Below are 13,182 nucleotides of genomic sequence, written 5' to 3'. Positions count from 1 at the left end.
AACTGCACATGTCCCTGGACGCCATCGATCTGCGCATTCTCCGTCACCTGCAGCAGGACGGGCGGATGAGCAACCAGGACCTGGCGGAGAAGGTCTCCCTCTCGCCATCCGCCTGCCTGCGCCGGCTGCGCCTGCTGGAAAGCGAGGGGATCATCCGCGGCTACTCGGTGGAACTGGATGCCGAGCGACTGGGCGTGGAGCTGGAAGCCATCGTCCATGTGTCGCTGCGCCAGGACGTCGAGGGTTGGCACGAGGCGTTCATCGCCAGGGTCCGGGACTGGCCGGAGGTAGTCACCGCCTATGTGGTGACCGGCGCCACCAACTATGTGCTACGGGTCCGGGCGCGCAACCTCAAGCACTATTCGGACTTCATCGTGAACAAGCTGAACCGCGCCGCCGGCGTCACCGACATCCGCTCGGAAATCGTCCTGCAGGAGATCAAGGCCGGTGCCGACCTGCTCGACCTGGTGAACCTGAAGAGTTGAACGGGGCGACCCCTCATAAAAGCATGAGTGCAATGAGAGGGACGAATTTTCAGTCGCCGAGGGAAATAATTATTTTGTCTTTTTTCATGGGGTTACGAGTTATTAGCTAATGAATAAATAGTCTGCCGGAATTGATTTTCCCCGTGCTAGGTTTCCTCCGTCCCCGTTGCCGGGTTGTCAACGTTACACGGAGGTTAGGCGGTGAGTGAATATATCGAGACCGACGACGCAAGTTACTTCCGGGTCAGGCGCCAGGCCTATGTTTCCGCGGAACTGCACCGGCGCGAACTGCACGAGATATTCGACGACAGCTGGCTGTATGCCGCCCACCTCAGCGAGCTGCGCGAGCCCGGCGACTTCATCACCCGCGACGTCGGCGGGCGCAACCTGATCATCCAGCGTCGCGCCGATGGCGAGCCGGCGGTCTACCTGAACGCCTGCGCGCACCGTGGGGCCAAGGTCTGCGCCGAGCGCCAGGGCAACAGCCAGCGTTTCACCTGTCCCTACCATGGCTGGACCTACGACAGCCACGGCAGCCTGATCGGCCTGCCGGACAAGGCCGCCTACCAACACGCCGGGCAATGCCATCCGGAGCTGTCCCTGACACGGGTGAAACACGCGATCTACCGCAACTTCCTGTTCATCCACTACGGCGCCCGGCAAGCGTCCCTGGAAACCTACCTGGGCCAGGCGAAGGACTACATCGACCTGATCTGCGACCAGTCCGAGGCGGAACTGGAGATCATCCCCGGCGGCTTCGAGCATTCGATCAAGGCCAACTGGAAGCTGCTCGCGGAAAACGGCGTGGACGCCTACCACCTGCCGTTCGCCCACAAGCGCTACCTGGAATACCTGAATAGCCTCGGCACCGATCCGGAGTCGCACAAGCGCCACGGTCGCGGCGAGGCGCTGGGCAACGGCCACGCGCTGATCATCAGCGGCCCGCCGTCCACCGGACGGCCGATCGCCTACTGGAGCCCGTTGTTCCCGGAAGCGCTCAAGCCGTCCATCGCCGCCAAGTTCGAACGCCTGGTGGAACGCTTCGGGCAGGCGCGGGCAGAGGACATCGCCCACACCAACAAAAGCCTGTTCATCTTTCCCAACCTGGTGATCAACGACATCCTCGGCCTGAACATCCGCTCGTTCTTCCCGACCGCCGCCGATGAGGTCAGCGTCACCGTATGGGGCGCCGGCTTCGCCGATGAGACCCGCGAGGAGCGGGCGGCGCGGATCAATGGGTTGATCTCGTTCATCGGCCCGGGCGGTTTCGGCACCCCCGACGACGTCGAGATCCTCGAATCCTGTCAGCGCGCCTACGCCCACGCCGCCCTCGGCTACAGCGATTTCTCCCGTGGCATGGGACCGGCAACCCGCCGCCACGTCGACGAGGAACAGAACCGCGGCTTCTGGCGCGAATGGAGCCGCCGGCTCGGGCAGCAGCCCGCCGCCCTGCGGCGTCTCGCCGTGGCCGTCTGAGCCGTCTTCAACCATCGCTCCCTGCAGATCCCTGCGCGCCGCCCTGGCTACGCGGGGAATAAAGGGTCACTGCAAGGAACGTCATCCATGTGTGGAATCACCGGCTGGACCGACTGGAGCCGCGACCTCGGCGAGCAGCGCAGCATCCTCGAACGCATGACCCGTACCCTGGCCCCGCGCGGGCCGGACGCCGAAGGCCTTTGGCTGTCGCGGCACGCGCTGCTCGGCCATCGGCGCCTGGCGATCATCGACCTGGAGAACGGCGCCCAGCCGATGCTTGCCGAGGCTGGCGGGCGGGTGGCGCTGACCTACAGCGGCGAGGTCTACAACTTCCGCGAGCTGCGCGCCGAGCTGGAGACGCTGGGCCAGGTCTTCCGTACCCGCTCGGACACCGAGGTGGTGCTGCGCGCCTATCTGCAATGGGGCGAGGCTTCCTTCGCCCGGCTCCGCGGCATCTACGGCTTCGCCCTGTGGGACGAGCGCGAGCAGAGCCTGTGGCTGGTGCGCGATCGCTTCGGGGTCAAGCCGCTGTACTACTACCCGACCGCCGGAGGCGTGCTGTTCGCCTCGGAACCCAAGGCGATCTTCGCCAACCCCGAGGCCAACCCGGTGCTCGACGCCAGCGGCATCGCCGAGCTGTTCGCCCTGACCACCGCGCCGACTCCCGGCCACGGCCTGTACAAGGGCCTGCGCCAGGTCCGGCCGGGCCAGGCGCTGCGCTTCGACCGCAATGGTGTGCGCGAGCTGGTCTACTGGGCGCTGCGCGCGGAACGTCACGAAGAGGGCGCCGAGGACAGCGCCGAACGCGCCGGCCAGTTGCTCCGCGAGGCAGTGGCCGAGCAGCTGGTGGCCGACGTCCCGCTGGGCAGCCTGCTTTCCGGCGGGCTCGACTCCAGCGCCATCAGCGCCTTCGCGGTGGCCGCGCTGGATGGCGACGCGCGGCGCCTGCCGACCTTCTCCGTGGACTTCCCCGGCGAAGGCCGCGGCTTCGTCCCGACGCCCTGGCAAAGCAGCTGGGACGAACCCTATGCGCAGCTGGCGGCGAACTTCCTCGGTACGCCGCACCGTACCGTGCTGGTCGCCCCGGAAGAGGTGCTGGAACAGGACGAGGCGGTGCTCCAGGCCCGCGACCTGCCCGGCTGGGGCGAGCTGGACGCCTCGCTCTACCTGCTGTTCCGCCAGGTCCGCGAGCACACCACGGTGGCGCTGTCGGGCGAGTCGGCCGACGAGGTGTTCGGCGGCTACCCGTTCTTCCACGACCCGAGCGCCCTCGCACACGACGGCTTCCCCTGGCTGGCCGGCAAGAGCGGGCCCTGGCAACTGCTGCGGCGGGAGGTCGCCGAACGGGTGGCGGCGCCGGAATACATCCGGGCGCGCTACCGCGAGGCCCTCGCCGAAGTGCCGCGACTGGATGGCGAGGATGCCGCCCAGCGGCGCCAGCGCGAGGTCGCCTACCTGGCGCTGAGCCGCTGGTTGCCGGCGATGCTCGAACGCAAGGACCGGATGAGCATGGCGGTCGGCCTGGAAGTGCGCGTGCCGTTCTGCGACCACCGCCTGGTGGAGTACGTATGGAACCTGCCCTGGGCGCTGAAGAGCGTCGCCGGGGAAAGCAAGAGCCTGCTGCGCCGGGCCCTGCGCGGGCACCTGCCGCAGGCGATCCTGGAGCGGCGCAAGAGCGGTTTCCCGGCCAACCCCGACCCACGTTACCTGGCGCTGCTGCGCGAGCGGGTCGGCCGCCTGCTCGCCGACGGCCGCTCGCCGCTGTTCGAACTGGTGGACGCCGGGCGGGTCCGCCAGGCTCTCGAACAGGGCACGCCGCTGCCCAGCCCGCGTGCCTCGGCGAGCCCGACCGCCGGCCTGGCCTACCTGCTGAACCTGGACCGCTGGCTGACCCGCCATGGGGTCGACATCAGCCTCTGAGCGGCACTTTCTTCCCGGAGGATACTCATGAGCCTTGCCTTGTCCCGTCCCGACAGCGACCTGCTGGCGCGGGTCAGCGATTTCCTCGTCGCCGAAGCCGAGCTGCTCGACGACCGCCTGCTGGATACCTGGTTCGCGCTGTTCGAGCGCGCCGCACGCTACCGGGTGCTGCCCTTGCAGGAGCAACTGGCCGGCCAGGCGCCGGAGGACAGCCTGTACATCATCGACGACGACCACGTGCGCCTGCGCGAGCGGGTCGACAGCATCCTCGGCGGGCATACCTGGATGGAGCAGCCGCGCTCGCGCACCCGCCGCCTGGTGGGCAACGTGCGGCTGAAGCGGGTCGAGGGCGAACTGGTCAGCAGCCGCAGCAACTTCGTCGTCCATCAGTTCCGCAACCGCGAGGCCTGGAACTTCGTCGGCGAAGCCAGCCATGTCCTGCGCGACGGTCCCGAGGGCTTGCGCATCGTCTCGCGGGAGATCCGCCTGGACCACGAGACCATCAGCGCCCAGCGGCGCATCAGCATCATCCTGTGAGGCGCCGCCCATGAGCACCGATCCGTTGCTGCCCGGCTTCGACTACCTGACCCTGCACACCTCCGCCGCGCGCCTCCGCGTCGCCGTGAAGGGCAGCGGCCCGCCGCTGCTGCTGTTGCATGGCTATCCGCAGACCCACCTGGCCTGGCATCGCATCGCTCCGCGCCTGGCCGAGGACTACAGCGTGGTCCTCGCCGACCTGCGCGGCTATGGCGAATCGCGGGCGCTGGACGAGGAGGGCGCCGACTATTCCAAGGCCGCGCTGGCCCGCGACCAACTGGAAACGATGGGCCAGCTCGGCTTCGAACGCTTCGCGGTGATCGGCCACGACCGCGGCGCGCGGGTCGGCTATCGCCTGGCGCTGGACCATCCGCAGGCGGTCGCGGCCTTCGTCTCGCTGACCGTGGTGCCGATCCTCGACAACTGGGCCGCGGTGAACAAGGCCTTCGCCCTCAACGCCTACCACTGGTTCCTCCTCGCCCAGCCGTACGACCTGCCGGAGCGCCTGATCGGCGCCGATCCGGAGCACTTCCTCGACTACACCCTGCGACGCATGGCCCAGGGCCGCGACATCTACCACCCGCAGGCGCTGGCAAGCTACCGCCGGGCGTTCCGCGACCCCGCCGTGCGCCATGCGATGTGCGAGGACTACCGGGCCGCGGTGGGCGTCGATGCCGACGCCGACCAGGCCGATCGCGACGCCGGCCTGCGCCTGCAATGCCCGGTCCAGGTGCTCTGGCAGGAACGCCCCTACGCCGCCGGGCAGCATCCGCTGGAAATCTGGAAGACCTGGGCCGGGCAGGTCGAGGGCGCCGCCATCGGCGCCAGCCACATGCTTCCCGAGGACGCGCCGGACGCGGTGCTGGAGCACCTGCTGGGGTTTCTCGCCAGCCACCGGGAGGCGCTCCGATGAGCGCCGTCGAACGCGATCCGGCGGCGCAGGCGACGCTCTGGCGACAGCGGGTGTTCGAGGTGCACGCGGCGATGTCCGCCTACCTCGCCGAGCGCCATCGGCGTGAAGACCTGGGGGACTGGGTGGCGACCAGCGCGCGGATATTCGCCGATCTGCCGACGACCGACGACCTGCGCGCCGAAGCCTGGCAGGCGGTGTTCTTCCGCGCCCAGGCGCTGATCGAACAGTTCATCGTCGCGCGCCCGGCGGATTACCGGCTCGACGACTGGGCGCGCGCCACCGCGCGCATCTATCGCGCGCTGGAACCGGCGGGGCGGGGCGATCCGGCCAGCGCCGCCGACCGTCTGGCACGCCAGGCCGCGCTCTACGGTTCGCGTTTCGAGGTGCAGGCCGAGGCTGGCGGGCGCGCGGTATTCCACAACCGTCACTGCGCGATCTGGGACTACCGCGAGCGCGCCCGCGCCCGAGGCGTGCCGATCACCCTGGAGTCGGCCTGCACCTATTGCACCAAGCTGCTGTCGGCGTTCGTCGCCGCCAGCGATTGCCGCGCCGACTGGCGGCTCTACGAAGAGCCGCAAGGCCACGGCTGCGTATGGACCATCACGGCGGACAGCCTCAACCAAGGAGCAGGCGTACATGAACGCGATCATTGAACAGGCGCGCAGCCTGGACGGCTACCAGGATTCCAGCGAACTGCTGCAACGTCGCGACCAGGACTGGGTGCTCGACCGCGCCGGCATCGAGCCGCGCAGCCTGCTCGATCTCGGCTGCGGCATCGGCTCGCTGCTGCTCGGCGGCGCCCGGCGCTGGCCCGGCCTGCAACGGTTGTGGGGCATCGAGCGTTCGCCGCTGCGCCTGGAGCAGGCGCGCGCGCAGTTGCGCGGGGCTGGCGTCGAGGCGCGTCTGCTGGAGGGCGACCTGCTCGACCTGCCGCCGCTGGCGGAACGCTTCGAGCTGATCAGCATGACCGCCGTGCTGCACTGGCTGTATCCCGATGAAGAGCGGCTGTTCCGGTGGGTCGCGCGGCACCTTGAGGCGCAGGGGGTATTCCTGTTCACCTCGCACCATCCGTTCGCCGAGGATGGCCTCGGCGGCGAGGACGACCTGGTCGCCCAGGCCCTGGTCGAGATGGGCCTGGCCGCGCCGGAGCGGGTGGCGGCGCTCTACGCGGAAGCCGGGCTGCTGCCGATGGGCACCCGCACCCGTGGCCGGGAGGCGTTGCGCGAACGCGTCGAACGGCACTTCCGGGTCGACTCCATCGTCTCCCGCCCGGCGGCCCTGCGCGTCGCCGACTCCGCCGAGTACCAGCGTTTCCACGCCGCCACCTTCGGCACCTATTTCGCACCGCTGGTGCCGGCGACGCGCCTGGAGGAATTCTTCGTCCGCCTCGGGCGGATCGCCGAGCGGCGCATGCAGGCCGACGGACAGGTCAGCGAAATCCCGGTCAGCGTCTGGCGCTGCCGGGCGCGGGAGGGCGAGGCATAACCTTATGCGCAATCGGTCTGCCGCGCGGCTGAAAATCGGTACGGGCAATTGCACTCGGTGGCATCCGCAACCGCTCAAGGATGAACCGACCATGCCCAACCCGCGTTCGCCACGTCTTCGACTCGTCCCCGTGCTCTGCGCGGTCGGCCTGGCCTGCCTTGGCCAGCCCGGCGAGTCGGCGGCAGAGGAGGTCCGCGCCACCAGCCGCGCCGAGATCCAGCGCTTCGACATCCCGGCCGGCGAACTGGCCCAGGTACTGCTGAGCATCGTCCGCCAGAGTCGCACCCCGATCGCCTTCGACCAGCACCTGGTGGAGGGCCTGCCGGCACCGGCGATCCAGGGCTCCTACAGCGTCGAGCAGGCGCTGCAGCGGGCCTTGCAGGGCAGCGGCCTGGAATACAGCCGCAGCGCCGCCGGGGTGCTCAGCCTGCAACGCGCCACGGCGCCGGATGCCGCGCTGCCGGCGGCGAAGCCCGCCGGGACCCTGGCCACGGTGGTGGTCACCGGCACCCGCAAGGCCGATGTCAAGGCCGGCGAGAGCCTGGCACCGATCGATGTGGTCAGCGCCGAGCAATTGCGCGACAGTGGCAGCGGCGACCTGCGCGACGCCCTGGTGCGCCTGCTGCCCTCGCTGTCGCGCCAGGCCCAGGCCTACAACGCTTCGGCGCTGACCAACGCGCAGTCGCTGCGCGGCCTGAGTCCCAACCACGTGCTGGTGCTGGTGAACGGCAAGCGCCGCCACGAGACCGCCAATATCAATGTCAGCGGCGGGCTGCAGAGCGGCTCCACCGGGGTCGACCTGGACACCATCCCGCTCGCCGCCATCGAGCGCATCGAGGTGCTGCGCGACGGCGCCTCGGCGCAGTACGGCTCGGACGCCATCGCCGGGGTGATCAACGTCATCCTCAAGTCGGCCGACCACGGCGGCCGGCTCGCCTACGACAACGGTCGCTACGGCGATGGCGACGGCCTGACCCAGAACGGCGGGGTGAATGGCGGCCTGCGTTTCGGCGAGAGCGGTTTCCTCAACCTCAGCGCGCAGTTCCGCGAGCAGGCGCGGACCATCCGCGCAGGCATCGACCAGCGCACCGGGCGCTACGGCAACCCGTCCATCGGCGACCCTTCGCTGCACCGCCAGGCGCTGGCCTACAACGCCGGCGTGGCGCTGGACGACAACGTCGAGCTGTACAGCTTCGCCACCTATACCCATCGCTCGGTGTCCTCGGCGCAGATCTACCAGTTGCCGTCCTTGGCGCCGCGGCTCTATCCGAACGGCTTCACCCCGCGCATCACCAGCGACGAGGACGACTATTCGCTGACCCTCGGCGCCCGTGGCGGCGAGCTGTTCGGCGCCTGGGACTGGGACCTCAGCTCGACCTACGGCGCCGACCGCCCGGAGATCGGCATGGACCATTCGATCAACCTCGCCCTCTACGGCGAGACCGGCGATTCGCCGCGCTCCTTCGACCTGGCGCGCTACAAGGCCACCCAGTGGACCAACAATCTCGACCTGCGCCGCGACTTCGACCTCGCCTGGCTGCCGGCGCCGCTGAATTTCTCCTGGGGCCTGGAGCAACGCCGCGAACTCTACGAGGTCGAGGCCGGCGATCCCTGGTCCTACTACAACGGCGGTTCCAAGGCGCTCCCCGGGCAGGCGCCGGCCAGCGCCGGACAGTGGAGCCGCGACGTGCTCGGCGCCTATCTCGACCTGTCCACCGCCCTCGGCGAGGGTTGGCAACTGGAGACGGCGGCGCGCTACGAGCACTACAGCGACTTCGGCAGCACCACCAACGGCAAGCTCGCCAGCCGCTACCGCTTCAGCCCCGAGGTATCGGCGCGGGCCAGTATCAGCAGCGGCTTCCGCGCGCCGTCGCTGGCCCAGGAGAACTACACCAGCCTGGGCGTCTCGCCGACCATCGCCAGCGGCCTGCTGGCGGTCAACTCGCCGGCGGCCAGGCTGCTCGGCGCCGAGGACCTGGAGCCGGAAAAGTCGATCAGCTACAACCTCGGCCTGGTGCTCGATCCCTTGCCGGACCTGAACCTGGCCATCGACGCCTATCGCATCGAGATCCGCGACCGCATCGTCGACGGTGCCACCTATTCCGGACAGCCGGCGATCGATGCGCTGCGCGCCGGCGGGATCAGCATCCCGGCCGGACTGACCCAGGTCAGCACCCACTACATGACCAACGGCGCCGACACCCGTACCCACGGCCTCGACCTCACCGCCAGCTACCTGACCCGGCTCGGCGAGTGGGGCCGGATCGACTGGCGGCTGGGCGCCAACGTCAATCGCACGAAGCTGGTCAGGAATCATCGCGGGCGCAACGGCCAGCCGCTGCTCAACGACCAGCAGCAGGCCTGGATCACCAGCTCCACGCCGCGCAGCCAGGTCAGCCTGCAGGCCGACTGGAGCTACCGGCGCTGGGGCCTGACCCTGCGCGAAACGCGCTACAGCAAGACGGTTTCCGAACTGGACTACTACACCGGCGAGCATGCCTATTCGACCACGGTCTTCAACCGCTTCGAGAACTCGCCCAAGTACATCACCGACGTCGCCCTGCGCTATGCGGCGAGCCGCAACCTGACCCTGAGCGCCGGGGCCAACAATCTGTTCGACGTGAAGCCCGACAAGCTGCCGGCCGAGAGCGCCTACCTCGGCTTCAACCAGTACGACACCTATGCCTCGCAGATCAGCTTCAACGGCGCCTTCTACTACCTCGGCGCGGCCTACACCTTCTAAGGAGGACGAACCATGAGCATCGAACTGCGCGGCGGCGTGCGCGCCTCCGCGGTCATCGGCGACAGTGCCTTCGCCCGCCAGGCCGCGCGTTTCCTGCCGGACACCCGCAGTCGCGCGGTGAGTGCCTTCGACATCCAGCAGAAGGCCCGCCTGGAAGAGGCGGACGGCCTCGACGGCGCACTGTTCACCGTTTCCGCTGCCTGGCCCGACCCCTGGCTGGTCGCCGGCTGGGCTTTGGCCGCGGCGCCGCGCCTGCGCGCCACCGTCGCGCACCGACCGGGGAGCGCCCAGCCGACCGTTGCCGCGCGCGCCCTGGCCACTCTCGACGGCCTGTCCAACGGGCGCGCCGGCGTACATCTGGTGATCGGCTCCAGCGACGCCGACGTGCGCCGCGACGGCGACTTCGCCGACAAGGACGAACGCTACCGGCGCGCCGTGGAGTACCTGGAGGTCTTCACCCGCGCCCTGGAAAGCCGCGACCCCTTCGACTACCACGGCGAGTTCTACCGGCTGGAGGACGCCGGCAGCGGCTTCCTGCCGATCCAGCGGCCGCGCCCGCCGCTATCCGTTGGCGGCTCCTCGGCGCAGGCACAACGCCTGGCGGTGCGCTTCGCTGACGTCTACGCCGGCCACTTCGCCAGCCCCACGCAGACCGCGGAGCTCAAGCGCAGGCTGAACGAGGAGGCGGCGGAGCAGGGCCGGCGGCTGAAGTTCTGGAAGCACTTCCAGGTGATCCTCGGCGACAGTCCGGCGGCGGCCCTGGACATCGCCGAGCACTACCGCCAGGCCGCTTTCGAACTGCTTCTGGCACGGCCCCTCGACGAACTGGCGGCATCGCCGCAGGTCGCCCGCGACGGCGAGCGCGACCGGCTCGCCCGGCTGGAGCCGGATGCCTTGCGCGAATGGGTGGCGAATACCGTGCAGCGCAGCTTCGCCGGGGTGCTGGTGGGCAGCGTCGGCGAGGTGGCGGAACAGATCCTGGCCTTTCATCGCGCCGGCATCGAGATCGTCCAGCTCGAGGCCACCACCGAGAACGCCGAGGACATCCGCTTGCGCCGCCAACTGATCGAGCGCCTGAGGCGCGACGCATGAGCGGCGTCGCCCGCGAGGCCATGGAGGACGTCGCGCCGGCGCCTGCCGTCGGCGAGTTCGGCGTGGCCAGTTGTGGGGTGCTGCTGGCCTCGGTAGTGGGGGTGATCTTCGGCCCCACCGGGCTGGTGATCAGCAGCTTTTCGCTGTTCATCGAGCCGATCGCCGCCGACCTGGACTGGGACCGTGGCCAGTCGGCACTGCCGGTGACCCTGCTGGGCCTGGCGGTAGCCCTGAGCAGCCCGCTGAAGGGCTGGCTGGTGGATCGCTGGGGCGCGCGCGCCCTGGTCCTGCCGCTGACCGCCGCGCTGGCCCTGTGCCTGGCCAGCCTGGCGCTGGCGCGCAGCGGCTGGCAGCTATACCTGCTGTTCGCGCTGCTCGGCCTGCTGACGCCGGGCAACATTCCCTATGCGCGGATTCTCGGCGGCTGGTTCGAGCGTCGTCGCGGCGCGGCCTACGGCATCCTCGGACTCGGCTTCGGCGTCGGCGGGCCGCTGGCGCTGTACCTGGGCAGCGCCTGCATCGACGCCTTCGGCTGGCGTGCCACCTTCCTCGTCTATGGCCTGCTCGAAGGCCTGCTGGCGCTGCCGCTGCTCTACGCGTTGTTCCGCGAGCGGCCCGGCGACCTGCCGCAGGCGCGGCGCCCGCCAGCCGGCGCGCTGCCCGGAGCGACGCCAGGCCAGGCCTGGCGCTCGGCGGACTTCTGGCTGATCGTCGGCAACCTGATCCTCGGCGTGTTCGCCGTCACCGGCGTGATGGTGCATGGCGTGCCGCTGTTGCAGGAGCACGGCCTGTCGCGGGAGGTCGCCACCGACGTGCTGGCGGCGCTGTGGGTCGGCATGATCGTTTCGCAACCGGCGCTGGGCTACCTGCTGGACCGCTACGACACCCCGCGCATCGCCTTGCCGTTCGCCCTGCTGGCGGCGCTCGGGCTGCTGCTCCTGCTCCTCGGCGGACCGCCGGCGCTGCTCTGGGGCGCGGTGTTCCTGATCGGCCTGGGCGCCGGCGGCGAGACCGGCACCACCCAGTACTTCGTCAGCCGCTACTTCGGCCTGCGCCATTTCAGCGTGATCTATGGCTCGATCCAGCCCTTCACCTTCGCCATCGCCATCAGCCTGGGGTCCTGGCTGCTGGGTTACTTCTACGACCGCGCGGGCTCCTACGCGGGCTCGACGCTGGTCCTGCTCGGCGCGTTCGGCGTGGCGGCAGGGCTGCTGGTCATGCTCGGGCGCTATCGCTATGCCATCGACGGGGAGGCACGCAGCCATGGGCGAGACTGAACGGAGCAGGGCGGAGGTGGGCGTCTGGCTGCTGGCCGGGCTGGCCTTCGTGGTCGGCACGGTGGAACTGGTGGTGGCCGGGGTGCTCGACGAACTGGCCGCCAGTTTCGCCGTCAGCCAGGGCCGGGCCGGGTTGCTGATGAGCCTGTACGCGCTGGTCTATGCGCTGCTCGGCCCGCTGCTGGTCTACCTCAGCGCCGGCATCGAGCGCCGCCGCCTGCTGGCCGGCGCGCTGTTGGCGTTCGTCGGCGCCAACCTGGCCAGCGCCGCCGCGCCGAGCTTCGCCCTGTTGCTGGCGAGCCGGCTGCTGGTGGCGGCCAGCGCCTCGGTCATCGTGGTGGTGGCGATCACCCTGGCGGTGGCCATTGTCGCGCCGGAACGGCGCGGCCGGGCGATCGGTCTGGTGTTCGCCGGCATCGTCGCCTCGCTGGTGCTGGGCGTACCGCTGGGCACCCTGATCGGCGAGTTCTGGGGCTGGCGTAGCCTGTTCCTGCTGCTCGCCGGGGTCGCGTTGCTCGGCCTGCCGCTGCTCCTGCGCCTGCTGCCGGCCATCCCCGGCGCGCCCGGCATCGCCCCGGCGGAGCAACTGCGGGCGCTGGCCCGGGGCCGGGTGCCGTTCGCCCACCTGGCATCGCTGTTGCAGATGACCGGCCAGTTCACCGTCTACACCTACATCGTGCCGTTCCTGGTCGGCAGCATGGCCCTCGACAAACCGACCATCAGCCTGGTCCTGCTGGTCTACGGGGGCGGCGGCATCCTCGGCGCGCTGCTCGGCGGACGTGCCGCCGACCGCTGGCCGGGGCCGGCCACCTTCGTCGCCTTCCTGCTCCTGCATGTACTGGCCCTGGTCCTGCTGCCGTTCGCCACCGGCGGCCTGCCGCTGCTGCTGGGCGCGGTGGTGTTCTGGTGCGTGTTCAACATGGCGCCGGGGCCGGCGATCCAGAAATACCTGGTGGAACTCAGCCCGGACACCGCGGCGATCCAGATCAGCCTCAACACCAGCGCGATCCAGCTCGGCGTGGCCCTGGGCGCCTTCATCGGCGCGATCCTGGTGGACCAGGTGGCGGTGCGCGCGCTCCCCTGGTGGGGCGCCGCGCTGATCCTCGGCGCCGCCGCCTGCGGCTGGCTGTCCGCGCAGCGGCCAGCGGCGGGCACGGCGGACTGCCGGGAGCGCCTCGATTGATTCCCTACCGCGCGCCACGGGAACAGCCCCGGGCGCCGTTCCTCAACCTCCAGGCTCACTACCGCTATCCG

The 13,182-nt window shown here is 69.8% G+C and carries 11 protein-coding genes; all 11 read left to right on the top strand.

Annotation, left to right across the window (positions count from 1 at the left end):
- Positions 1-8 precede the first annotated feature (8 nt).
- The 11 genes from kynR (at position 9) to VQ067_RS15385 (ending at position 13,111) form a co-directional block, all read left to right on the top strand.
- On the top strand, positions 9-485 hold the full coding sequence (gene kynR / locus VQ067_RS15435) for a kynurenine pathway transcriptional regulator KynR (protein WP_003088777.1): 477 nt from the start codon (positions 9-11) through the stop codon (positions 483-485).
- A gap of 201 nt (positions 486-686) precedes the next feature.
- Positions 687-1,961 (top strand): aromatic ring-hydroxylating oxygenase subunit alpha, encoded by a 1,275-nt coding sequence (locus VQ067_RS15430; RefSeq protein ID WP_015502997.1) that lies wholly within the window; start codon positions 687-689, stop codon positions 1,959-1,961.
- Between the two features lie 87 nt (positions 1,962-2,048).
- On the top strand, positions 2,049-3,881 hold the full coding sequence (asnB, locus tag VQ067_RS15425; protein ID WP_003139621.1) for an asparagine synthase (glutamine-hydrolyzing): 1,833 nt from the start codon (positions 2,049-2,051) through the stop codon (positions 3,879-3,881).
- 27 nt (positions 3,882-3,908) lie between these two features.
- Positions 3,909-4,418, top strand: coding sequence for an aromatic-ring-hydroxylating dioxygenase subunit beta (locus VQ067_RS15420; RefSeq protein ID WP_003088783.1), 510 nt, complete (start codon positions 3,909-3,911; stop codon positions 4,416-4,418).
- Positions 4,419-4,428: 10 nt separating this feature from the next.
- Positions 4,429-5,331 carry an alpha/beta fold hydrolase gene (locus tag VQ067_RS15415; protein ID WP_033989891.1) on the top strand — a complete coding sequence of 301 codons (903 nt, stop codon included), beginning with the start codon at positions 4,429-4,431 and terminating at the stop codon, positions 5,329-5,331.
- Positions 5,328-5,984, top strand: coding sequence for a hypothetical protein (locus tag VQ067_RS15410; protein WP_033989890.1), 657 nt, complete (start codon positions 5,328-5,330; stop codon positions 5,982-5,984). The genes VQ067_RS15415 and VQ067_RS15410 overlap by 4 nt, the downstream gene beginning before the upstream one ends.
- Positions 5,968-6,816 (top strand): class I SAM-dependent methyltransferase, encoded by an 849-nt coding sequence (locus tag VQ067_RS15405; protein ID WP_003088792.1) that lies wholly within the window; start codon positions 5,968-5,970, stop codon positions 6,814-6,816. Before VQ067_RS15410 ends, VQ067_RS15405 begins: the two co-directional genes overlap by 17 nt.
- A 91-nt stretch (positions 6,817-6,907) precedes the next feature.
- Positions 6,908-9,559 carry a TonB-dependent receptor gene (locus VQ067_RS15400; RefSeq protein WP_033989889.1) on the top strand — a complete coding sequence of 884 codons (2,652 nt, stop codon included), beginning with the start codon at positions 6,908-6,910 and terminating at the stop codon, positions 9,557-9,559.
- A gap of 12 nt (positions 9,560-9,571) precedes the next feature.
- Complete coding sequence (locus VQ067_RS15395; RefSeq protein WP_033955851.1) at positions 9,572-10,651, top strand: LLM class flavin-dependent oxidoreductase; 1,080 nt, start codon at positions 9,572-9,574, stop codon at positions 10,649-10,651.
- The gene (locus VQ067_RS15390) at positions 10,648-11,928 is read left to right on the top strand and encodes an MFS transporter (RefSeq protein WP_009877822.1); all 1,281 of its coding nucleotides are present in this window, start codon (positions 10,648-10,650) and stop codon (positions 11,926-11,928) included. Before VQ067_RS15395 ends, VQ067_RS15390 begins: the two co-directional genes overlap by 4 nt.
- Positions 11,915-13,111, top strand: a complete 1,197-nt coding sequence (locus VQ067_RS15385; protein ID WP_033989888.1) for an MFS transporter — start codon at positions 11,915-11,917, stop codon at positions 13,109-13,111. The genes VQ067_RS15390 and VQ067_RS15385 overlap by 14 nt, the downstream gene beginning before the upstream one ends.
- Positions 13,112-13,182: the final 71 nt, after the last annotated feature.

Origin of the sequence: Pseudomonas sp. KBN12P06040, from assembly GCF_037574965.1 — a bacterium.
GTDB classification, from domain to species: Bacteria; Pseudomonadota; Gammaproteobacteria; order Pseudomonadales; family Pseudomonadaceae; genus Pseudomonas; species Pseudomonas aeruginosa.
This window is presented reverse-complemented; position numbering and strand designations above follow the sequence as displayed.

What these genes read in the sequence shown, in the direction of transcription:
- kynR (WP_003088777.1), top strand. Translation starts at nt 9, where the DNA reads ATGTCCCTGGACGCCATCGATCTGCGCATTCTCCGTCACCTGCAGCAG.
- asnB (WP_003139621.1), top strand. Translation starts at nt 2,049, where the DNA reads ATGTGTGGAATCACCGGCTGGACCGACTGGAGCCGCGACCTCGGCGAG.
- VQ067_RS15420 (WP_003088783.1), top strand. Translation starts at nt 3,909, where the DNA reads ATGAGCCTTGCCTTGTCCCGTCCCGACAGCGACCTGCTGGCGCGGGTC.
- VQ067_RS15415 (WP_033989891.1), top strand. Translation starts at nt 4,429, where the DNA reads ATGAGCACCGATCCGTTGCTGCCCGGCTTCGACTACCTGACCCTGCAC.
- VQ067_RS15410 (WP_033989890.1), top strand. Translation starts at nt 5,328, where the DNA reads ATGAGCGCCGTCGAACGCGATCCGGCGGCGCAGGCGACGCTCTGGCGA.
- VQ067_RS15405 (WP_003088792.1), top strand. Translation starts at nt 5,968, where the DNA reads ATGAACGCGATCATTGAACAGGCGCGCAGCCTGGACGGCTACCAGGAT.
- VQ067_RS15400 (WP_033989889.1), top strand. Translation starts at nt 6,908, where the DNA reads ATGCCCAACCCGCGTTCGCCACGTCTTCGACTCGTCCCCGTGCTCTGC.
- VQ067_RS15395 (WP_033955851.1), top strand. Translation starts at nt 9,572, where the DNA reads ATGAGCATCGAACTGCGCGGCGGCGTGCGCGCCTCCGCGGTCATCGGC.
- VQ067_RS15390 (WP_009877822.1), top strand. Translation starts at nt 10,648, where the DNA reads ATGAGCGGCGTCGCCCGCGAGGCCATGGAGGACGTCGCGCCGGCGCCT.
- VQ067_RS15385 (WP_033989888.1), top strand. Translation starts at nt 11,915, where the DNA reads ATGGGCGAGACTGAACGGAGCAGGGCGGAGGTGGGCGTCTGGCTGCTG.